Annotated in this window: 22 protein-coding genes; 13 read left to right on the top strand and 9 right to left on the bottom strand. The window is 64.4% G+C overall.

Annotated features, from left to right (window positions below; translation table 11 throughout):
- The first annotated feature begins 1 nt into the window (after position 1).
- From C6V82_RS01675 to C6V82_RS01620, 12 genes are all read left to right on the top strand, one after another.
- Positions 2-775, top strand: coding sequence for an SDR family NAD(P)-dependent oxidoreductase (locus tag C6V82_RS01675; RefSeq protein WP_102589692.1), 774 nt, complete (start codon positions 2-4; stop codon positions 773-775).
- The gene (locus tag C6V82_RS01670; protein ID WP_102589158.1) at positions 772-1,269 is read left to right on the top strand and encodes a MarR family winged helix-turn-helix transcriptional regulator; all 498 of its coding nucleotides are present in this window, start codon (positions 772-774) and stop codon (positions 1,267-1,269) included. The genes C6V82_RS01675 and C6V82_RS01670 overlap by 4 nt, the downstream gene beginning before the upstream one ends.
- On the top strand, positions 1,266-2,075 hold the full coding sequence (locus tag C6V82_RS01665) for an enoyl-CoA hydratase family protein (protein ID WP_102589157.1): 810 nt from the start codon (positions 1,266-1,268) through the stop codon (positions 2,073-2,075). Before C6V82_RS01670 ends, C6V82_RS01665 begins: the two co-directional genes overlap by 4 nt.
- Complete coding sequence (locus C6V82_RS01660) at positions 2,075-3,211, top strand: acyl-CoA dehydrogenase family protein (protein ID WP_102589156.1); 1,137 nt, start codon at positions 2,075-2,077, stop codon at positions 3,209-3,211. The genes C6V82_RS01665 and C6V82_RS01660 overlap by 1 nt, the downstream gene beginning before the upstream one ends.
- Before the next feature lie 93 nt (positions 3,212-3,304).
- Positions 3,305-4,924 (top strand): benzoate-CoA ligase family protein, encoded by a 1,620-nt coding sequence (locus C6V82_RS01655; RefSeq protein WP_102589155.1) that lies wholly within the window; start codon positions 3,305-3,307, stop codon positions 4,922-4,924.
- An 88-nt stretch (positions 4,925-5,012) separates the two neighbouring features.
- Positions 5,013-6,155, top strand: a complete 1,143-nt coding sequence (locus C6V82_RS01650; RefSeq protein ID WP_102589154.1) for an ABC transporter substrate-binding protein — start codon at positions 5,013-5,015, stop codon at positions 6,153-6,155.
- A gap of 129 nt (positions 6,156-6,284) precedes the next feature.
- Positions 6,285-7,205 carry a branched-chain amino acid ABC transporter permease gene (locus C6V82_RS01645; protein WP_102589153.1) on the top strand — a complete coding sequence of 307 codons (921 nt, stop codon included), beginning with the start codon at positions 6,285-6,287 and terminating at the stop codon, positions 7,203-7,205.
- Positions 7,198-8,241 (top strand): branched-chain amino acid ABC transporter permease, encoded by a 1,044-nt coding sequence (locus tag C6V82_RS01640; protein WP_102589152.1) that lies wholly within the window; start codon positions 7,198-7,200, stop codon positions 8,239-8,241. The genes C6V82_RS01645 and C6V82_RS01640 overlap by 8 nt, the downstream gene beginning before the upstream one ends.
- On the top strand, positions 8,231-8,977 hold the full coding sequence (locus C6V82_RS01635; RefSeq protein WP_229843072.1) for an ABC transporter ATP-binding protein: 747 nt from the start codon (positions 8,231-8,233) through the stop codon (positions 8,975-8,977). The genes C6V82_RS01640 and C6V82_RS01635 overlap by 11 nt, the downstream gene beginning before the upstream one ends.
- A 1-nt stretch (position 8,978) precedes the next feature.
- Entirely contained in the window at positions 8,979-9,659 is a 681-nt protein-coding gene (locus C6V82_RS01630) for an ABC transporter ATP-binding protein (protein ID WP_102589150.1), read from the top strand.
- 3 nt (positions 9,660-9,662) lie between these two features.
- The gene (locus C6V82_RS01625) at positions 9,663-10,130 is read left to right on the top strand and encodes an acyl-CoA thioesterase (RefSeq protein WP_102589149.1); all 468 of its coding nucleotides are present in this window, start codon (positions 9,663-9,665) and stop codon (positions 10,128-10,130) included.
- Positions 10,123-10,533, top strand: coding sequence for a RidA family protein (locus C6V82_RS01620; RefSeq protein WP_102589148.1), 411 nt, complete (start codon positions 10,123-10,125; stop codon positions 10,531-10,533). Before C6V82_RS01625 ends, C6V82_RS01620 begins: the two co-directional genes overlap by 8 nt.
- A 143-nt stretch (positions 10,534-10,676) precedes the next feature.
- Here the strand turns inward: C6V82_RS01620 and C6V82_RS01615 are convergent, their stop codons facing one another.
- The 9 genes from C6V82_RS01615 to yrfG all read right to left on the bottom strand — a co-directional run bounded on the left by C6V82_RS01615 (position 10,677) and on the right by yrfG (position 21,122).
- Entirely contained in the window at positions 10,677-11,561 is an 885-nt protein-coding gene (locus tag C6V82_RS01615; RefSeq protein ID WP_102589147.1) for an alpha/beta hydrolase, read from the bottom strand.
- A gap of 63 nt (positions 11,562-11,624) precedes the next feature.
- Positions 11,625-12,128, bottom strand: a complete 504-nt coding sequence (locus tag C6V82_RS01610) for a disulfide bond formation protein B (protein ID WP_102589146.1) — start codon at positions 12,126-12,128, stop codon at positions 11,625-11,627.
- Positions 12,128-13,801: a glutamate--cysteine ligase gene (gshA, locus tag C6V82_RS01605; RefSeq protein WP_102589691.1), complete on the bottom strand. Its 1,674-nt coding sequence runs from the start codon at positions 13,799-13,801 to the stop codon at positions 12,128-12,130. The genes C6V82_RS01610 and gshA overlap by 1 nt, the downstream gene beginning before the upstream one ends.
- Before the next feature lie 235 nt (positions 13,802-14,036).
- The gene (locus tag C6V82_RS01600) at positions 14,037-16,415 is read right to left on the bottom strand and encodes a Tex family protein (RefSeq protein ID WP_102589145.1); all 2,379 of its coding nucleotides are present in this window, start codon (positions 16,413-16,415) and stop codon (positions 14,037-14,039) included.
- Positions 16,416-16,503: 88 nt separating this feature from the next.
- Positions 16,504-17,001 carry a peptide-methionine (R)-S-oxide reductase MsrB gene (msrB, locus tag C6V82_RS01595; protein ID WP_102589144.1) on the bottom strand — a complete coding sequence of 166 codons (498 nt, stop codon included), beginning with the start codon at positions 16,999-17,001 and terminating at the stop codon, positions 16,504-16,506.
- Positions 17,002-17,233: 232 nt separating this feature from the next.
- Positions 17,234-18,790 (bottom strand): phosphoenolpyruvate carboxykinase, encoded by a 1,557-nt coding sequence (locus C6V82_RS01590; protein WP_102589143.1) that lies wholly within the window; start codon positions 18,788-18,790, stop codon positions 17,234-17,236.
- 293 nt (positions 18,791-19,083) lie between these two features.
- Complete coding sequence (hslO, locus tag C6V82_RS01585) at positions 19,084-19,959, bottom strand: Hsp33 family molecular chaperone HslO (RefSeq protein WP_102589142.1); 876 nt, start codon at positions 19,957-19,959, stop codon at positions 19,084-19,086.
- Positions 19,960-20,044: 85 nt separating this feature from the next.
- Positions 20,045-20,431 (bottom strand): ribosome-associated heat shock protein Hsp15, encoded by a 387-nt coding sequence (gene hslR, locus C6V82_RS01575; RefSeq protein ID WP_102589141.1) that lies wholly within the window; start codon positions 20,429-20,431, stop codon positions 20,045-20,047.
- Positions 20,424-21,122 carry a GMP/IMP nucleotidase gene (gene yrfG, locus C6V82_RS01570; protein WP_102589140.1) on the bottom strand — a complete coding sequence of 233 codons (699 nt, stop codon included), beginning with the start codon at positions 21,120-21,122 and terminating at the stop codon, positions 20,424-20,426. The genes hslR and yrfG overlap by 8 nt, the downstream gene beginning before the upstream one ends.
- Before the next feature lie 85 nt (positions 21,123-21,207).
- On the opposite strand from yrfG, the gene nudE reads away from it, so the two are divergent.
- Positions 21,208-21,789, top strand: a complete 582-nt coding sequence (nudE, locus tag C6V82_RS01565; RefSeq protein ID WP_102589139.1) for an ADP compounds hydrolase NudE — start codon at positions 21,208-21,210, stop codon at positions 21,787-21,789.
- Positions 21,790-21,905 lie beyond the last annotated feature (116 nt).

Below are 21,905 nucleotides of genomic sequence, written 5' to 3'. Positions count from 1 at the left end.
CATGACCCCAACCAGTAATGCACAGCCCTGTGAAAGCCAGCTCAGCGGCAAGCGCGTGCTGATCACCGGCGGTGGCAGTGGCATCGGTGCCGACATGGCACTGGCGTTTGCCCAGGCGGGCGCCGCGGTGACCATCACCGGGCGGCGCGATGGCCCGCTTGCGGCCATGGCCGACCGCCATCCCGGCATTCGCGGCGAGGTGGTCGACGTCACCGATGAGGCCGCTATGGCCGCGCTGTTCGCGGGACTGGGCGAGCTCGACATCGTGATCGCCAATGCCGGCGCCGCCGATAGCGCGCCGCTCTCTCGCACCTCGCTTGCGCAGTGGCAGCGCATGCTCGATGTCAATCTCACCGGGGTGTTCCTGACCCTTCGCGAGGGGCTGGCCCACCTCGCCAACGATGGCCGGTTGATCGCTGTTGCCTCCACCGCCGGGCTCAAGGGCTATGCCTACGTGGCACCCTACTGCGCCGCCAAGCATGGCGTGGTGGGGCTGGTACGCGCCCTTGCCCAGGAGACCGCCTCCCGCGGCATCACCGTCAATGCGCTGTGTCCCGGTTTCACCGACACCCCGCTGCTCGAGCAAAGTGTCGAGACCATCGTCAGCAAGACCGGGCAGGACAGCGAGCAGGCCCGCGATCACTTCCGCTCGGTCAACCCGAGTGGCCGGCTGGTACAGCCCGCCGAAGTCACGGCCACCGCGCTGTGGCTGTGTGGCCCCCACAGCGGCGCCATCAACGGCCAGGCGATCTCGATTTCCGGAGGTGAGACATGACCGCGCCGCAGACACCCCAGGTTAATTCGCGCCAGGCTGCGTTGAGCCAGGATGCGTCGAGCAAGGAGCGCCTCAGGCTTTGGCTGCGCATGCTGCGGGTCACCCGGCAAGTGGAAGCGGCGCTGCGCGAGAAGTTACGCACCGAGTACGACTCCACACTGCCGCGCTTCGATGTCATGGCAGCACTGCTGCAGGCCCCGAACGGGCTGAAGATGAACGAGCTCTCCAAGCGCCTGCGCGTCTCCAACGGCAATGTCACCGGCATCATCGACCGGCTGGTCGAGGACGGTAGCGTCGAGCGCATCGCCATCGAAGGCGACCGACGCGCCACCCGGGTAAGACTGACGCCGGCGGGACGCGACGCGTTCACCCTCATGGCGGAGGCACACGAGCACTGGGTCAACGACCTGTTCGAGGGTGTCACCGCCGAGGATGCCCACCATATCGGCGAGCTGCTGCATCGCTTGCCGACCCATACCGGAGCCCCCTCATGAGCATGGCCGAACTGTCACCCGAGCACTTCTTGTGGCGCATGGAGGGCGATGTCGCCGTCATAAAGCTCAATCGCCCCGAACGCAAGAACCCGCTGACCTTCGATAGCTACGCCGAGCTTCGCGACACCTTTCGCGCGCTTGCCTATGCCGACGACGTCAAGGCCGTGGTGTTCGCCTCCAATGGCGGCAATTTCTGCTCCGGCGGCGACGTGCACGAGATCATCGCCCCGCTGGTGGGGCGCGACATGAAGGAGCTTCTGGCCTTCACTCGAATGACCGGCGACCTGGTCAAGGCGATGCTTCACTGCGGCAAGCCGGTGATCAGCGCAGTGGATGGCGTCTGCGTGGGTGCCGGTGCGATCATCGCCATGAGCTCGGACATCCGCTTCGCCACACCGCGCGCCAGCACCGCCTTCCTGTTCACCCGCGTGGGCCTGGCCGGCTGCGACATGGGGGCCTGCGCGATACTGCCACGCATCATCGGCCAAGGGCGTGCCGCCGACCTGCTCTACAGCGGGCGCAGCATGAGCGCCGAAGAGGGCCATCACTGGGGCTTCTACAACCGCCTGGTCGAACCGGACGCGCTGGAGAATGAGGCGATCGCCTACGCCACGCGCCTCGCCAAGGGGCCAACCTTCGCCCATGGCATCACCAAGACCCAGCTCAACCAGGAGTGGTCGATGAGCCTCGACCAGGCCATCGAAGCCGAGGCTCAGGCCCAGGCGATCTGCATGCAGACCCGCGACTTCGAGCGGGCCTATCACGCCTTCGTTGCCAAGCAACGTCCAGAGTTCGAGGGGGACTGATGAGCGACAAGAGCTTTCTGAACTGGCCGTTTTTCGAACCACGCCACCGCGAACTCGCCGAGGCACTCGAGGCCTGGTGCGCACGCGAGCTGCCGCGCGATCACAGCGATGTCGATGCCGCCTGTACCCGCCTGGTGCGTGACCTTGGCGAGGCCGGGTTTCTCGAGGGCACGGCGGGTGACGCCATCGATGTGCGCAGCCTGTGCCTGATCCGTGAAACCCTCGCCCGACACGATGGCCTGGCCGATTTCTCCTTCGCCATGCAGGGGCTCGGTACCGGTGCGATCAGCCTGTATGGCAGCCCCGCCCAGCGCGAGTGGCTCGACAAGACACGCCGAGGCGAGGCGATCTCCGCCTTCGCCCTGAGCGAGCCGCGTTCCGGCTCCGACGTGGCCCAGATCGATACCCGCGCCGAACCCGACGGCGACGGTTACCGGTTGAATGGCGAGAAGACCTGGATCTCCAACGGCGGCATCGCCGACCTGTACACGGTGTTCGCGCGTACCGGTGAAGGCCCCGGCGCCAAGGGGCTGTCGGCCTTCCTGGTGCCCGCCGACACCCCCGGACTCGAGATCCGCGAACGTCTCGAGACGATCTCGCCGCATCCGCTGGCCCGGCTCGGCTTCAATGACATGACCCTGCCCAGGGAAGCGTTGATCGGCCAACCCGGCCAGGGTTTCCGCATCGCCATGTCGGTGCTGGACGTGTTCCGTTCCACGGTCGGCGCGGCAGCACTTGGCTTCGCGCGCCGCGCGCTCGACGAGTCGTTGATGCGCTGCCGCACCCGCGAGCTGTTCGGCGACACCCTCGCCGACCTGCAGATGGTGCAGGGGCACCTGGCCGAGATGGCCCTGGACGTGGATGCCGCCGCCTTGCTGGTGTATCGCGCCGCCTGGACCAAGGACCAGGGCGCCGAGCGGGTGACCCGTGAAGCGGCCATGGCCAAGCTGTACGCCACCGACCGCGCCCAGGACGTGATCGACAAGGCCGTGCAACTGCACGGTGGTGATGGCGTGCGCAAGGGTCACATCGTCGAGAGCCTGTACCGCGAGATTCGCGCGCTGCGCATCTACGAAGGCGCATCCGACGTGCAGAAGGTAGTGATCGCGCGCAGCGTACTGGCTGACAACGGCTGACCAGAGTTGGCCAAGCGACGCACCAGGTACCGTATCCCCGCCGACGCCTCCGGGAGTGGCGGGTCACAACGACACAACATACGGAGATTGGTCATGTACAGTCCATCGGCCCATGTCGATACCTTCGCGCGGGACCATCTGCCGCCCGCCGAATGGCAACCCGACCTTCCGCTGTCGGGGTTCGATTACCCCGACACGCTCAACGCCGCAGTGGAACTCTGCGACCGCCAGGTCGACAACGGCCACGGCGACCGGGTGGCGCTGGTCGGCAACGGGCGTAGCCGCACCTACACGGAACTGCAGCGCTGGACCAACCAGTTGGCCCACGCGCTGGTCGAGGAGCTTGGCGTGCGCCCCGGGAATCGCGTGCTGATTCGCTCCGCCAACAATCCGGCCATGGTGGCCTGCTGGCTTGCCGCCACCAAAGCCGGCGCCGTGGTGGTCAATACCATGCCAATGCTGCGCGCAAGCGAGTTGGCCAAGGTGGTCGACAAGGCCCAGGTGACCCTGGCGCTTTGCGACACTCGCCTGCTCGAGGACATGCAGGCCTGCCATGCCCAGTGCGACGTGCTGACCCGGGTGGTCGGTTTCGATGGCGGCGCCGATCACGACGCCGAACTCGACCGCCTGGCACTCGACAAGCCCGATACCTTTACGGCAGTGGCGACCGCCGCTGACGATGTCGCCCTGCTCGGCTTCACCTCCGGCACCACCGGCCTGCCCAAGGCCACCATGCACTACCACCGGGATCTGTTGATCATTGCCGACGGCTATGCCCGCGAGGTGCTAAAGGTGACGCCCGACGATGTCTTCGTCGGTTCGCCGCCGCTGGCCTTTACCTTCGGTCTCGGGGGCCTTGCGATCTTCCCGCTGCGCTTCGGTGCCACGGCGGTGCTGCTGGAGAATGCCTCGCCGCCCAACATGATGGACATCATTCGCGATCATCGCGCCACGGTGGTGTTCACCGCCCCTACCGCGTACCGCGCCATGCTCAATCATTTCGAGCGGCGCGATGACCTGGCAAGCCTGCGCGTCGCGGTTTCCGCCGGCGAGACACTGCCACCGCCGATCTACCACGACTGGATCGAGCGCACCGGCACCCCGATCATCGACGGGATCGGCGCCACCGAGATGCTGCATATCTTCATCTCCAACCACCTGGACGACCACCGCCCCGGCTGCACCGGCAAGCCGATTCGTGGCTACGAGGCGCGCATCGTCGATGCCGACATGCGCGAGCTTCCTCGTGGCGAGGTAGGCCGCCTGGCGGTACGCGGCCCGACCGGTTGCCGCTACCTGGATGACGAACGCCAGCTGGGCTATGTGCAGCAGGGCTGGAACCTCACCGGTGACGCCTTCTACCAGGACGAGGAAGGGTATTTCCATTTCGCCGCCCGCAATGACGACATGATCGTCTCGGCGGGCTACAACATCGCCGGGCCCGAGGTGGAGGCCGCTTTGCTTGCCCATCCGGCGGTCAGCGAATGTGCGGTAATCGGCGTGCCAAGCGAGGAGCGTGGCCAGATCGTCGAGGCCTTCGTGGTGCTGGCGGACGGCATCGTGGAAGAGGATGACTTGAAACGTGAGCTGCAGGAGCACGTCAAGCAGACAATTGCCCCTTACAAGTATCCCCGTTCAATACGATTCATCGATATGCTGCCCAAGACGGCAACCGGCAAGGTACAACGCTTCCGGTTGCGTCATGAGCATTAACCATAGCGCTCAACCTGACCCCAGGGACGCGACACACTGTCGCCACCCCGTTCCCACAACAACACTGCTGACACAACGAGGGACACCCATGAACAACATCGCTCGACTTGGCCTTGGCCTGCTGCTTTCCTCAAGCCTTGCCACCGCTCACGCCGAAGACGTGAAGATCGGCATGATCACCACGCTGTCCGGGGGTGGCTCGCACCTCGGCGTCGACGTTCGCGACGGTTTCATGCTGGCAATGGAGCAAGCCGGCCGCGACGATATCGAAGTGCTGATCCAGGACGATGCCCGTCGCCCGGACCTGGCGCGTACGCTGTCCAACGAATTCATGCAGCGCGACGAGGTCGACATCATGACCGGCATCATCTGGTCCAACCTGGCGATGGCGGTGGTGCCTGCCGCGGTGCGCCAGGGTACCTTCTATCTCTCGCCCAACGCCGGCCCGTCGGATCTCGCCGGGCGCATGTGCCACGAGAATTACTTCAACGTCGCCTACCAGAACGACAACCTGCATGGGGCCATGGGCGCCTACATGCGTGAGCAGGGGTACGAGAACCCGATCATCATGGCGCCCAATTACCCGGCGGGTACCGACGCGCTGGCCGGGTTCAAGCACCTCTTCGAAGGCGAGGTGGTCGATGAGCTCTACACCCAGATCGGCCAGACCGACTACGCCGCCGAGATCGCCCAGATCCGCGACAGCGATGCCGATAGCCTGTTCTTCTTCCTGCCGGGTGGCATGGGTATCTCGTTCATGAAGCAATGGGATAACTCGGGTGTCGACATGCCGGTGTTCGGTGCCGCCTTCTCGTTCGACGAGATACTGATCAAGGCGGTGGGCAGTGCGTCCATCGGCGCGATGAACACGTCGCTTTGGGCCTACGACCTCGACAACGAAGCCAACCATGCCTTCGTCGAAGGGTTCCAGTCGGCCTATGAGCGGATGCCGACGCTGTATGCCGCCCAGGGCTATGACACCGCCAACCTGATCCTGAGCGCACTGGAAAAGGCACATCCCAGCGACAAGGACGCCTTCCGCGAGGCGCTGCGCGAGGCCGATTTCGACTCGGTTCGCGGCGAGTTCCGGTTCGGCCCCAACCATCACCCGATCCAGGACATCTACGTGCGTGAAGTGGTCGAGGGTGACGACGGTGAGCCGACCAACCGCCTGGTGGGCGTGGCCGTGGAAGACATTCAGGACGTCTACCACACCCAGTGTGAGATGTGAGTCGTGAATAGTTAGCGCTGCGTTTGTGAGGGGTGAGTCGTTAGCGCGCTTCGCGCTTGTGAGGCCCCTCACCACTCACCAATCACCACTCACAACAACAAACACACGCTTTCTCAGAGGATGCCCGACGTGTCCGTGACCTTGCTAATCGAGCAACTCATCAACGGTCTGCAGCTTGGCACCATGCTGTTCTTGATGGCCAGCGGCCTGACCCTGGTGTTCGGGGTGATGGGGCTGATCAACCTGGCCCATGGTTCCTTCTACATGGTCGGTGCCTATGCCACCGCCGTGGTGAGTGCCGCCAGCGGCTCCTTCCTGCTGGGCCTGGCCGCCGGCGTCATCGCCGCCGCCGCCACCGGGGCGCTGGTCGAACTGATCGTTATCCGGCGCCTCTATCATCGTCCGCACCTCGATCAGGTGCTGGCCACCTTTGCCTTGATCCTGATCTTCTCGGAGGGCACGCGCTGGCTGTTCGGCTCATCGCCGCTATGGTTGAACCCACCGGAGTGGCTCAACGGCTTCGCCACTCTGCCGGGCGGGGCACGCTACCCGATCTACCGCCTGGTGATCATCGGTGTGGGGATCGCCGTCGCCATTGCCCTGTACGTCGTGATCTCGCGCACTCGCCTTGGCATGCGTATCCGTGCCGGGGAAAGCGACCGCGAGATGATCGGCGCCCTGGGGGTCAACATCGCCAAGCTGTATACCCTGGTATTCGCCATGGGGGCGGCACTGGCCGGGCTCGCCGGGGCCATGGTCGGTGCGCTGCAATCGGTGCAGGTGGGCATGGGGGAACCGGTGCTGATCCTGGCCTTCGTGGTAATCGTGATCGGCGGCATCGGCTCCATCAAGGGCGCGCTGTTCGGCGCTATCCTGGTCGGGGTGGTGGACACCCTGGGCCGGGTGTACCTGCCGGCGCTGTTCAACAACTTCATGCCCGCCTCCGAGGCCACCGCCATCGGTGCCGCACTCGCCGCCATGCTGATCTACATCCTCATGGCCGTGATCCTCGCGTTCAAGCCCAAGGGACTGTTTGCCGCCCATGACTAATCTCGACTCCTCCTCCACCGCGGAGCCAGGCGTTGCGCAACACCGCGCCCGCTGGCACGACCGCAAGGGCCTGGTGCAGATCGCGCTGCTGGCCGGTCTGCTGCTGGTGCCCATTGGCCTGCACCTGCTCGGTCACGTCTATTACGTCAACCTTGCCTCCAAGGTCACGCTGATCGCCATGGCCGCCGTGGGTCTCAACCTGGCTATCGGCTACGGTGGCATGGTGAGTTTCGGCCATGCCGCCTACTTCGGGCTGGGCGGCTACGTGGCCGGCATCAGCGCCTATCACGCCTTCGACGCCACCGCGTTAATCACCTGGCCGGTCAGCATTCCAGGCAGCGACAACATGCTGGTGATCTGGCTGGCGGCCATTGTGCTGTGCGGCTTGCTGGCGTTGGCGATCGGCGCCATTTCGCTGCGCACCACCGGGGTCTACTTCATCATGATCACCCTGGCCTTCGCGCAGATGGTCTACTACTTCGCCAACTCCTGGCCCTCCTACGGCGGCGAGGACGGCCTGCCGATCTACCTGCGCAATGGTCTGCCGGGGCTCGATACCAACGATGCACTGACCTTCTTCCTGATCAGCTTCGCGGGCCTGGTGCTGGCCATGGCGATCACCTCACGGCTGATGAAATCACGCTTCGGCGCCGCGCTGACCATGGCGCGGCTCAACGACACGCGCCTGGCCACCGCCGGCATCAACCCCTACCCGATCCGCCTGGCCGCCTTCGTCATCTCGGCGATGATCACCGGCCTTGCCGGCGCCCTGTACGCCGACCTCAACGGTTTCGTCAGCCCCTCGATGCTCAGCTGGCACTTCTCCGGCGAGCTGATGGTGATCGTGATTCTCGGTGGGGTCGGGCGACTTTATGGGCCGCTTGCAGGCGCCGTGCTGTTCGTGATGATGGAAACCCTGCTGGGCGGCCTGACCGAGTACTGGCAACTGTTCCTCGGGCTGCTGCTGCTGGTGGTGGTGCTGTTCGCCAAGCATGGCGTGATGGGGTGGCTTGCAGGGAGGGAACATGATGAGTGAGATATTGCTGTCACTCGATAATCTGAACAAGAGTTTCGGTGCGCTGCGGGCCACCCAGGATGTCTCCCTGGACCTGCGAGCCGGCGAGATCCACGCGCTGATAGGGCCCAATGGCGCGGGAAAATCCACACTGATCGGCCAGATCGCCGGCAACCTGCGCCCTGACACAGGCAGCATCCAGCTGGTGGGCCAGGAGCTCACGTCGATGAGTGTCGCCCAGCGTGCCCGCCTGGGGCTTGGCCGCAGCTTCCAGGTCTCGTCGCTTGCCGAGCCCCTGTCGGTGATGCGCAACGTGATGGTTGCGGTACAGGCCCTGCAGGGCCACAGCTTCCGCTTCTGGAAGCCGGTCAACCATGACCGCAGCCTGCTCGAACCCGCCTATGAGGCGCTCGAGCGCATGCAACTGACCCACCGCGCCTGGACACCGGTGTCGGAACTCTCCCATGGCGAACGCCGCCAGGTCGAAGTCGCCTGCGCGCTGGCCTTGAAGCCACGTGCCCTGCTGCTCGACGAACCCATGGCGGGCCTTGGCCCGGAAGGCTCGGCACACCTCACCGAACTGCTCGAGACCCTCAAGCTTGAGGTACCGATACTGCTGATCGAGCATGACATGGAGGCCGTGTTCCGGCTCGCCGACCGTATCTCAGTACTGGTCGCGGGTGCCGTGATCGCCCATGGCGACAGCGCCACCATCCGCCAGGACCCGCGCGTCCGCGAAGCCTACCTGGGAGATTGAGATGCTCAAGATCGCCGATATCGAAACGTTCTACGGGCCTTCCCAGGCACTGTTCGGGGTCAGCCTCGAGGTCAAGGCCGGCGAGATGGTCGCGCTGATGGGCCGTAACGGCATGGGCAAGACCACCACCATCCGCTCGATCTTCGGCCTGACGCCCGCCGCACGCGGGGATATCGAGTTCGAGTCACATGACCTGCGCCGCCTGCCCGCCTATCGCATCGCCAAGGCGGGGCTCGGTCTGGTGCCGGAAGGACGGCGCTGCTTTGCCAACCTCACGGTGCGCGAGAACCTGTTGGTGACCGCGCGCCCCGGCGACTGGACCCTGGAACGGGTCGAGGGGCTGTTTCCGCGCCTGGCGGAGCGCCACCAGCAGATGGCCAGCACCCTCTCCGGTGGCGAGCAGCAGATGCTGGCCATCGGCCGGGCACTGATGACCAACCCACGCTTGCTGGTGCTCGATGAAGCTACCGAAGGGCTTGCCCCGGTGATCCGCAAGGAAATCTGGCAGGCGATCCGGGTGCTCAAGCAGGAGGGCCAGTCGATCCTGATCGTCGACAAGTCACTCAGCGAGCTTCTACCCATCGCCGACCGCTGCACGATCCTCGAGAAGGGCCGCAACGTCTGGGACGGCACGCCCGACCTGCTCGACGATACCCTTCGTGATCGCTACCTGGGCGTTTGAACCATGACCAACACCACGACAGATGTCGCCGGACACGCCAGCGCCGCGCCGTTCATCACTCGCCGCAAGGTGCGCTTCGGCCACTGCGACCCGGCCGGTATCGTCTACTACCCGCGCTATTTCGAGATGATCAACTCGGTGGTCGAGGACTGGTTCGCCGAGGTGGTCGGCCAGGACTTCAATCAGTTGCATGTGACACTGGGCACCGGCGTGCCCACCGCCGCCATCGATACCCGCTTCCACGCGCCAAGTCGCCTCGGCGAGTGGCTGGAGTTCCGCCTCACGCCCTTGAAGACGGGGCGCACCAGCCTTTCGATAAGGATAACCGCCCACTGCGATGACGAGCATCGGCTGACATCCGATTCCACCCTCGTCTTCGTTGACCTGAGCAACGGAACCCCCGTTCCCTGGCCCGACACCATGCGCCAACGCTTTGCCATGGATAGACAACAAGGATCCCAAGATGAGTGACGCCACCACCCACCAGTTGCTGCACCCCTCCCACTGGAAATCCGCCGTGGGCTATGCCAACGGCATGCTTGCCAGCGGCCGTACCGTGTTCGTCGGCGGCCAGATCGGCTGGAATGCCGCGCAGGAGTTCGAGAGTGACGACTTCGTTGCCCAGGTCCATCAGGCACTGAGCAATATCGTCGCGGTACTCAAGGAGGCAGACGCCGGGCCTGAACACCTGGTACGCCTGACCTGGTACGTGACCGACAAGAGGGAGTACCTGGCACGCCTGAAGGAGGTCGGCGGTGCCTATCGCGATGTGCTCGGCAAGCACTTCCCGGCCATGACCATGGTCCAGGTGGCTGACCTGGTGGAAGACCAGGCCAAAGTGGAAATCGAAGCCACGGCGATGATTCCAGACTGAGCGAGCCATTGGGTCAGTAATAGACTTCCCGATCCCCTGCCCTCATCGCCCGGCGCTTGATGCTTAGTACCTGAATCCAAGCATCAAGCGCCGGGCGATGTCATTCACCCAACCGCCAACCCGCAACCGTCAACCATCAACCGTCAAGAATGGAAGGCGCGGATCAACTGCTGGAAAACACCAGCGCCCTGCCCGCTCGTCAGGTAGTGCTCGAGAATCGTGAAGTGATCGTCATCCTCGAGCAGGCTCGGCGCTACATTTGCCCCCTGCCCGCCAAGGTGCTCGGCGTAGGCCTGCATCTGGCGCGCGAACTCCGTCGATTCCCTGCCTCCGGCGGCGAGGTGAACGGCGGCAGGCACCCGACAGGCCTGGAAAAGCGGGCTGAACTCCACCACGTCACGCCCATCGAGCTGAAGCTTGGGCTGCAACCATGACCAGGGAAACGGGCCGAGATCATACAGGCCACTGACGCACAGCGCCCCCTTGATCAACTCACGAGGCAGACCAAACTCGCCTTGCCAGTCGGTGGCCAGCAGCATGCCGCACAGGTGTCCACCAGCGGAGTGTCCTGAGATGCTGATTTGGCCTGGATCGATACCCAGTGATGCCGCATTGCGATACACCCACGCCAACGCCGCGCGGCTCTGGCGCACCACTTCGCTGAAGCGTACCGTCGGGCACAACGCATAGTTGACCACCGCCACGCTGATGCCAGCGGCCACCAGGTCGTCGACGACGAAGCTGAACTCCTTGTGGCTGAGCGAGCGCCAGTAGCCACCATGAAAGAACAGGTGGCAGGGGACTTGCTCACCCTCACCCGTTCCATCAGCCCTGCCCTCGGCATGGAAGATATCCAGGCACTCGGCAAGCGTCGGCCCATAGGGAATATCGAGTGTCACTCGATGGCGTTCGCGGGACACCGCACTGCGCGCGCGCCAACCGGCAAGCAGCGCGGCGGGGTCCTGGCCGCGCATCGGGTCGTAGGCGGCATCGATCGCTTCCTGGGAGGCAAAGTCACGGTAGAGCATAAGGATCCTTGGCCGTGAGTCGTGAGTCGTGGGTCGTGAGTACAGCTCCGGGCGAAGCCTGGTTCAGCGAAGCCGGGCGAGCATGCCAAGCGGTGCTGCGGCCAGCACCACGAAGCCGACCAGCGTCCAGCCTGGCAGGGAGATGCCAAGCAAGGCGAAGTCGATCTCGGCGCATTCGCCGGAGCCTGACAACACCGTGGCGACCACATCGCGCCATGGCAGGATGTCCATCATGTAGTCCAGGCCGGGGCCGCAGCTCGGCACTTCATCCGCGGGCAGCGATTGCAACCACAGGTGCCGCCAGGCGATCCCGATGCCTCCCACCGCCGCGGCAAGCCCCAGCAACCCATAGGTAGCGGCGCCGGCACGGCTTGCCGGGTTGTGGATCGCGGCAATGGCGAACACCACCCCGGCACAGATCACCGCCACCCGCTGGAAAATGCACAGCGGGCAGGGTTCGAGACCGCCGATATGCTCGAGCCCGAGCGCCACGGCCATCATCAATACGCAGAACGCGAGCCCCGCAAGGCTCCATTGACGCACCGACAGACGCGAGAAGGATGACATCACAGGCTGGCCTCCTGGCGCAGTCGGGTCTCGCGGGCACGCGCGAAATAGCGGGAGAGAAAGGCATCGAAGTTATCGATATCGGCACGCTCGATGTCGGCCTGCTGCTGGAAGGAGGTCTCGACGAGTTCGAAGAACAGCGCCTCGCGCGCCGGGTCCATGGGTTCCTCACGCAGATGTGCGGCCTGTTCGCGGGCGATCGACAGCATCGCGTCGCTGAACTCCTCGCCGCTATCCCGCAGGCGCGCCAGCAGCTGCCCGGAAGGGGTCAGGTCTGGGTCGGACAGGCGCGGCATCATGGCCTCGACAGCGATGCGGTGGGGAGTGCCCTCCTCGAGCTCATCGAGCAGGTCGGCCACCTTGGCGATTCCGCCAAGAATCTCGCCGCCCCAGTCGGCGATGCTGCGCTCGCGCCCCTGATGATCGAGCGTAAGCGCGGGGTCGCGGCCGCGTTCCACCACCAGGCGACGATTGTCGTCCAGGGTGTCGCACTCGGCATCGGGAATCCAAGGGCTCTCGGCGAGCAGGCACCACATCACGAAGGCATCGATGAAGTGAATCTGGGATTCATCGACGCCCAGCGTCAGCAGCGGGTTGAGGTCGAGACAGCGCACCTCGATGTACTCTACGCCACGGGCCTCGAGTGCCTGGCTTGGCGTTTCGTCGTGGCGCGCCACGCGCTTGGGACGAATATCGCTGTAGTACTCGTTCTCGATCTGCAGGATGTTGGCATTGAGCTGCTGCCAATCACCTGTCTGGTTGACGCCCATCGCCTCATAAGGCGGCCAGGGCGTGGAGATGGCGTGGCGCAGGGTGTTGACGTAATTGGACAGTGAGTTGAAGCAGATCTTCAACTGCTCCTGCACCTTGTTCTGGTAGCCGAGGTCGGACATTCGCAGGCTGGTGGCATGCTCGGACACCAGCGTCTCGTCGCCATGGGGCTCGAGCTTTTCCGGCACGCGGCCATCGGGCAGGAAACTGCGATCGAGCGCCGGCGAGGCGCCGAACAGGTAGAGCAGAAGCCAGCTGTGACGACGGAAGTTGCGAATCAAGCCGAAGTAGCGCGACGAACGATAATCGCCCATCGGGGTGTTCTGCTCGCCATCGATATCGCGCAGCAGGCTCCACAGGTCATCGGGTAACGAGACGTTGTAGTGTACCCCGGCAATGGCTTGCATGATGCGCCCGTAGCGCACGTCGAGCCCGCGACGGTAGACGTGCTTCATGGTGCCGACATTGGAGTCGCCGTAGTCGGCGATGGGCACGCTGTCATTGCCGGCAAGCCGCGCCGGCATGCTGGCGGGCCAGATCAGCTCGTCGCCCAGATGACGGTAACTGAAGCGGTGCAGGTCGGCGAGAAACGCCATGGCATCGGCGGGCCGGCAATAGACCGGGGTGATGTACTCGAGCAACGCTTCGGAATAATCGGTGGTGATGTGCGGATGGGTCAGCTTGGACCCAAGCGTCAACGGATGCGGCGTCTGGGCGATGCGCCCCGCCGGGTCGACGCGCAGCCCTTCCTTCTCAAGGCCTCGGCGCAGACGGCTGAACTGGCCACGGCGGGCGGGCCCCTCGAGACGGGCGATGCGGCTTGCGAGTGTGTCGGACAAGGTGAACACCCCATATCGTATGAACGGTCGTGACCGGACGGTATCTCGGCGCTTGGACGCCATCATCAGGCACCCGTGATGGGCTGATTATGGTACCTGAGCGCCGGGATTCAAAGGTTAGCCGGCTATTTGCTTCGGCTTCACACTGCGGCCGATAGCTCAGTGTTACTCCAAGGGTGAGCGGCACCGGGGGCAGGCCTGAAGGGGGTCTTTTGCCAGGGAAGGCAAAAGTAGCGCCCAGGGAAGGGTTCACAGCGCCCCCGAAAGGCCTGCCGCCGGTTAAGCCGGCCCCCCATCCCTAGCGGCCCTTCTTGGCCTTGAGCAGTGCCGCGCCAAGCGCGCCCATCTGGCCGCCGCCTTGGTTGGCGGAATCGCCACCACTCTTGCGGGCCGGCTTGCCACCCTGGCGCTTGCCGTTATCCTCACGCCGGGGCTTGCTGGTGCGCCGTTCGCCGCCGTCATCAGCGCCTGGCTGATCGTGCAGGCGCATGGACAGCCCAATGCGCGCGCGCTCGATATCTACGCTCATCACCTTGACCTTGACGATGTCGCCGGCCTTGACCACCGAGCGCGGGTCCTCGACGAAAGAATCGGAAAGCGCCGAAATATGCACCAGGCCATCCTGGTGAACCCCGATGTCGACGAAGGCACCGAAGTGGGTGACATTGGTGACGCTGCCTTCGAGGATCATCCCCGCTTCCAGGTCCTTGAGGGTCTCGACGCCTTCGCGGAACTCGGCGGCCTTGAACTCGGGACGCGGGTCGCGGCCCGGCTTGTCGAGTTCCACCAGGATGTCGCTGATGGTCGGCACGCCGAAGCGTTCGTCGGCGAACTCGGCAGGCTTGACCGCCTTGAGCGTCGCGCTGTCGCCGATCAGGCCAGCAAGCTCACGGCCACTGCGGCTGGCGATCTTCTCCACCAGGGGGTAGGCCTCCGGGTGCACGGCGCTGGCATCGAGGGGATTGTCGCCATTCATGATGCGCAGAAAGCCCGCGCACTGCTCGAAGGTCTTGGGGCCAAGGCGGCTGACATCGAGCAACTGCTTGCGGCTGGTGAAGGCCCCGTCGGCATTGCGGCGGGCGACGATGGCATCGGCCAGGGCGGCGTTCAGGCCGGCGACCCGTGAGAGCAGCGCGCTGGAGGCGGTATTGAGGTCGACCCCCACCGCGTTCACGCAGTCCTCGATCACCGCCTCCAGGCTCTTCGACAGCTGCAGCTGCGAAACATCGTGCTGGTACTGGCCCACGCCGATCGACTTGGGCTCGATCTTGACGAGCTCGGCCAGCGGATCCTGCAGGCGCCGTGCGATGGATACCGCACCACGGATGGTCACGTCGAGGTCGGGCAGCTCACGCGACGCATACTCCGAGGCCGAATAGACCGAAGCACCCGCTTCGCTGACCATCACCTTGGCCAGGCTGCGCTTGCCGTCCCCTGTTCGTGAAGCGAAGTGCTTGACCAGGTCGCCGGCGAGACGGTCGGTCTCGCGGCTGGCGGTGCCATTGCCCACGGCGATCAGCGCCACATCGTGCTTTTCGACCAACCCGGCAAGCTCCCCAAGCGAGGCATCCCAGCGGTTCTGGGGGGCATGGGGGTAGATGGTGGCATGGGCAAGAAACTGGCCGGTGGCATCCACCACCGCCACCTTGCACCCCGTACGCAGGCCAGGGTCGATGGCAAGCGTGGCCTTCTGCCCGGCCGGGGCGGCCAGCAGCAGATCCTTGAGATTGGCGGCGAACACATCAATGGCGTCGAGTTCGGCACGCTCACGCAGGCGGCCAAGCAACTCGGTCTCCAGGTGGGTGTAGAGCTTGACCCGCCAGGTCCAGCGCACCACGTCACGCAGCCACTTGTCGGCGGCACGGCCCTGGTCATGGATATCGAAATGCCTGGCAATGGCCACCTGGGCGGGGTGGATCGGTGCGTCTTCCTCTCCCGGCAGGCGAATGGCCAGGGTCAACACCCCTTCGTTGCGGCCACGGAACATCGCCAGTGCCCGGTGGGAAGGCGCTTTCGACAACGCCTCGTCGTGCTCGAAGTAGTCAGAAAACTTGGCGCCCTCGCGCTCCTTGCCGGCAATCAAGCGCGCGGAGAGTTGACCCTCGCTCCACAGCCGCTCGCGCAGCCGACCGACCAGTTCGGGGTCCTCGGCGAAGCGCTCCATGAGGATCTGCCGGGCGCCATCCAGCGCCGCCTTGGCATCCTCGATAGCGGGAATGTCGCCATCGGCGGCACGCAGGTAGCCCGCCGCCTCGCGTTCCGGATCGAGGGTCGGGTCGCCGAGCAACGCATCGGCCAGTGGTTCGAGGCCCGCCTCGCGGGCGATCTGGGCCTTGGTGCGCCGCTTCTTCTTGTAGGGCAGGTAGAGGTCTTCTAGGCGCTGCTTGGTGTCGGCGGCCTGCAACTGCTTTTCAAGGTCCGCTGTCAGCTTGCCCTGCTCGTCGATCGCCGCGAGCACCGCCGCACGGCGCTCCTCCAGCTCACGCAGATACCCCAGGCGCTCATGCAACTGACGCAATTGGATGTCATCAAGCCCGCCGGTCACTTCCTTGCGGTAGCGGGCGATGAACGGAACGGTCGCCCCGCCGTCGAGCAATTCGACCGTGGCAGTCACCTGCGCCGGACGAACGGCAAGCTCTTCGGCAAGACGAGAAATGATGCGGTTAGTGGCGTCCATGTAACCCCTTCGCTGATGCACTAAAACGAATCGCGACAAGGTATCACAAGCGCCACCTCCGCGGCAGGCTTGACGTCAGTGGCGCTGCTCAGGCGGGAACGAAGTTCAGTGCCAGGCCGTTATTGCACCAGCGCAGGCCGGTAGGATCTGGGCCGTCCTCGAACACATGGCCCTGATGGCCACCGCAGCGGGCACAGTGATATTCGGTGCGCGGCCAGACAAGCTTGATGTCGAGCTTGGTGAGCAGGTGGCCTTCCACGTGCTCGAAGAAGCTCGGCCAGCCGGTGCCGGAGTCGTATTTCATTGCACTGGTGAACAACAACAGGTCACAGCCCGCGCAGCGAAATTCGCCTTCGCGGGTTTCCTTGTCCAGCGGGCTCGAGAACGCGGGTTCGGTGCCCTCCTCGCGCAGGATCTCGTACTGCTCATCGGTCAGGCGCTCGCGCCACTCGGCCTCGGAGAGTTCAAGAGGTTCGATGTCAGCTGCTCGCGAGACGTCGGGCTTGGGCCGCGCACTGACCATGCCCGGTGCCAGGCCAGCCAGGCCGCCAAGGCCGAGCAGTCCAAGAAAATGGCGTCGCTTCATGTGGGTACTCCCATGATGTGGAGAAGATGACGTTATGTCGCTTCGTCTGCCCCAACCTTACAACCCCGAATACGTGCGTGTTCTTCTAGGGAAACACTGGTGACACATGCGCCAATGAAAAAAGGGGAAGCCGCGGCTTCCCCTTTCCGGCGTCCCTACTGGGACACCCCGACGCTCGCCGGGTTCGCCCGGCAGCGCTTATTGATCCAGCTTATTCACAAAGGTCAGTCACTCAGGTCAGTGATGGGCCGGCCTTGACGATTGCCTCGCTGACGCCTTCGAACTTCTTGAAGTTGTCGACGAACTTGGCGGCCAGTTCCTTGCGCTGGCGATCATACGCGGCCTGGTCTTCCCAGGTCTCGCGCGGGTCGAGCAGGCTTGAGTCGACGCCCGGCACGGCTACCGGCACGGAAAGATTCAGGCCGTCGATCTGCCGGGTCTCGACATCGCGCAGCACACCGGACTGGATGGCGCCGATGATCGCCCGGGTGGTGGGAATCGAGAAGCGCGACCCGCCCTGGCCGTAGGCGCCACCGGTCCAGCCGGTGTTGACCAGGTAGACCTGGGCATCCTTCTCGGCCACGCGCTTGACCAGCAGGTCGGCGTACTCACGCGCCGGGCGCGGGAAGAACGGTGCGCCGAAGCAAGTGGAGAAGGTGGATTCCAGGCCAGCAGAGGAGCCCATCTCGGTGGAGCCGACCTTGGCGGTATAGCCGGAGAGGAAGTGGTAGGCCGCGGCTTCCTTGGAGAGCACGGAGACAGGCGGCAGCACGCCCGACATGTCGCAGGTCAGAAATACGATGGCGTTGGGCTCGCCGGCACGGTTCTCGGGCACCCGCTTGTCGATGTGCTCCAGCGGATAGGCGGCACGCGAGTTCTGGGTCAGGCTGTCGTCGGCGTAATTCGGCTCGCGGCGGTCATCCAGCACCACGTTTTCGAGCACCGTACCGAACTTGATGGCGTTCCAGATCACCGGTTCGTTCTTCTCGGAGAGGTCGATGCACTTGGCGTAGCAGCCACCTTCCATGTTGAACACGGTGCCCGGCCCCCAGGCGTGTTCGTCGTCACCGATCAGGTAGCGCGCGGGGTCGGCGGAGAGCGTGGTCTTGCCGGTGCCGGAAAGGCCGAAGAACAGGCAAGTTTCGCCGTCCTCGCCGACGTTGGCCGAGCAGTGCATCGGCAGTACATCGGAGGCCGGCAGCAGGAAGTTCTGTACCGAGAACATCGCCTTCTTCATCTCGCCGGCGTAACGCATGCCAGCGATCAGCACCTTCTTCTGGGCGAAGTTGATGATCACCGTACCGTCGGAGTTGGTGCCATCGCGGGCCGGGTCGCACTCGAAGCCCATGGCGTTGAGGATGGTCCACTCGTCGCGGGTGGCGGGGTTGAAGATCTCCGGACGCACGAACATGGTGCGACCAAACAGGTTCTGCCAGGCGGTCTCGGTCTGCACACGCACAGGAATGTAGTGCGCCGGATCGCTGCCCACATGCAGTTCGCTGACGTAATGCTCGCTACCAAACAGGTAGTCCTCCACACGTGCCCACAGCGCATCGAACTTTTCGCTATCGAAGGGCTGGTTGACACTGCCCCAGTCGATCTGGGAACGGGTCGTCGGCTCGTCGACGATGAAGCGGTCCTTGGGCGAACGGCCTGTACGCACGCCAGTGTCTACCACCAGGGCGCCGTTGGCGGCCAGGCGACCTTCGCCTTCGGCCACCGAACGTTCGATCAGTTCGGCGCTGCTGAGGTTGACGTGGGCTTTGGGAGCGGCTTGGGATGTGGTCATGTCGATTCCTGGGCCTGGTGGCCGTTTCTCTCTCGTGTGCCGGGCGTCACTGACGCTCGAAAGCTGTCTCTTGGCCATCGCGGCTAGAACCGTCTTGTGGATGAGCCTGAGCCGATAAAACGCGGCCATTATGGCAAAAAGGCACGGCCCGGGGAACGCCAATCTTTGGCGGAATTCGTGTAGTTTTACTACTACATGACGCCGATTTCGGCGCATTTCACTACAAGGCGACTTGTGCACCGCAATATATGTCAACGCCACCAGGGACGGGGGCAGGCCGTGCTGAACGCCATTCAGTGCAGCACGGGCGGCGGCTGGTCGGAATCGGCCAGCAGGGCTTCGATTTCGACGCCATCGAAGGCGTAGCGGGTATGGCAAAAATGGCACTGCGTCTCGATGCTGCCCTGCTCGGCAAGTACCTGGCGCAGCTCATCCTGGCCAAGGGTGAGCAGGGCCGAGGCGATCCTGTCGCGTGAACAGGTGCAGCCGAAATGCAGCGTCTTCGGATCGAAGACCCGCAAGGTCTCGTCGTGATAGAGACGATGCAGCACCTCGAGTTGCTCGAGTCCCAGCAGCTCCTCGGGCGTGATGGTATCGGCCAGGTGCACGCTGCGCTCCCAGGCATCGGCATCCTGGTTCTGCGACTCATCCGGCAGGCGCTGCAGCAGCAACCCTCCGGCTCGCTTGCCATCGGCGGCCAGCCACAAGCGCGTGGGTAGCTGCTCGGATTGCGTGAAGTAGGTTTCCAGGCAACCGGCCAGGCTGTCCTGATCGAGGGCGACAATGCCCTGGTAGCGATGGCCGTCGGTAGGGTCCAAGGTGATGATGATCCGGCCCTGGCCGAGCAGTTCGCGAAAACCGTCATCCTCGGCCGGGTGCTCGGCATCCTCGGCCAGGCGGGCGATGGCACGCAGTTCGCCGCCGGGGTTCGACTCCGCCATCAGCAGCGCCAAGGCGCCCTGGCCACGCACTTCGATGCTCAGGGTACCGTCGAGCTTGACGGTATCGGTGAGCAGCGCCACGGCGCTGAGCAACTCACCAAGTAGGCGATTGACCACCGGCGGGTAGTCGTGGCGGTCGAGCACCTCGGCATAGGCCTGCTCGAGGGTGACGATTTCGCCACGCACATTGGTATCGTCGAAGAGAAAACGCTGGATCTGATCGGTCATAGGGGGTCTGTGATTGGTGAGTCGTGAGTCGTGAGTCGTGAGTCGTGAGTCGTGAGTCGTGAGTCGTGAGTCGTGCAGGGGCAGTCTAGTCTTCGCCGCCTTCCTTGAAGCGTCGGATATCCCGGCGCTGCTTCTTGTCGGGCCGCTTGAGCGGATGCTGCATGGCCTGGTTGGTAAGGCGACGTGCCTCGGCCTCGCGGGCACGGCGCGCGACACTGTCGGCGGTCTCGCGATACAGCTCCCGAGCCTCCGGAGCGCCGCGTCGCTGCTCGGAGAGCGCCATCACCTCGACCTCGAGCAACTCCCAGCCCTGGGGCACGCGCACCAGCGCACCGACTTCCACCGTCTTGCTGGTCTTGGCGCGACCACCATTGTAGTGAACCTTGCCGCCTTCGATTGCCTTCTTGGCCAGTGCCCGGGTCTTGAAGAAGCGTGCCGCCCACAACCACTTGTCCAGCCTGACGTTATCCATGGCCACCCTGCTCGCTCGCCGCGCCCTGCCCCGGCGGCTCGTTTCCCGGCATGATCGCGGCGAAACGGTCCAGGGCAATGAACTCCTCGAGTTCCTTGTCGGGCCGGCGACTGTCGGGCTGCTTGATGCCGAGCAGGTAGCGAATGCCAAACTCGCGTGCACTCTCGAGCACCGAGGCGTTGTCGTCGATAAACAGCGTGCGCGCGGGATCGAAAGGCTCGACGTCCTGCAACGCGAACCAGAACCCTTGATCCTCCTTGGGCACACCGAGATCCGCCGATGACACGATGGCGTCCAGGTAGTCCTCGAGGCCTGTCAGCGGCAGCTTCAGCGCCAGGCTCTCGCGATCGGCGTTGGTCGCCAGCACCACCCGCGGATGGGCCTGCTTGAGCCACTTGAGAAAATCGAGGGCATCGCTACGCAAGCCGATCAGATGCTGGACCTCGCGTTTCAAGGCGACGATGTCGACATCCAGCTCACGACTCCAGTAGGCCAGACTGTACCAGTTGAGGGTGCCCCGCTCGTGAAGGATCCGCGAGCGGATTTGCTGCTGGGTCGACTCATCGAGACGGTGCAACTCCACGTAACGTCTCGGCAGGTGATCGAGCCAGAAGTGACTGTCGAAATGCAGATCCAGCAGGGTACCGTCCATATCCAGCAGGACGGTGTCGATGGCGCGCCAGTCGATCATCGAAGCTCCGGGGGTGGTCCAGGTAGGGGGTTACGAAGGATGATAGTGTATCAGCCAGCCCTTCTCCCAGAAACGGAGTTCCCCCATGTCTCAGCCTTCCTGGCCCCAGAAGCCCCGCGTACTGTCTCGCCAGTCGGTGGCCAGAAGCCGCCTGTTCCACGTTGAATCCCTCGACCTGCGGTTCTCCAACGGAGAGGAGCGTACCTTCGAACGGCTGACCGGCAGCGATCAGGGCGCGGTGATGATCGTCGCCATGCCCGACCCGGAACACGTGCTGCTGATTCGCGAGTATGCGGCGGGGTTCGAGGATTACGTGCTGACCCTGCCCAAGGGGCTGGTCGACCCCGGCGAAGACATCGTAAGCGCCGCCAACCGCGAGCTGATGGAGGAGTGTGGCTTCGGCGCGCACAACATCGAACCCCTGGTGGAACTGTCGCTTGCGCCCAACTACATGCGCCATCGCATGCAGGTGATGCTGGCAAGCGACCTCTACCCCAAGCGGCTGCCCGGCGACGAGCCGGAGCCCCTGATCGTCGAGACCCACGCCCTGGATGAGCTGCCAGCCCTGCTGGCACGCGAGGACTTTCACGAAGCGCGGGCCATCGCGGCCCTCTACATCGCACGTGACCGGCTACGCGACGGCCGGGACGACGCGATGCGGTGGTGACCAAGGCTATAGCAGTTAGCAGTTTCACTCGGTGCTGAACCGTCGACAGGTCTGCGAGGAGGCGCTGTAAACCCCTCCCTGGGCGCTACTTTTGCCATCCATGGCAAAAGACCTCC

The sequence above is a fragment of the Halomonas urumqiensis genome, assembly GCF_003028575.1.
GTDB classification, from domain to species: Bacteria; Pseudomonadota; Gammaproteobacteria; order Pseudomonadales; family Halomonadaceae; genus Halomonas; species Halomonas urumqiensis.
This window is presented reverse-complemented; position numbering and strand designations above follow the sequence as displayed.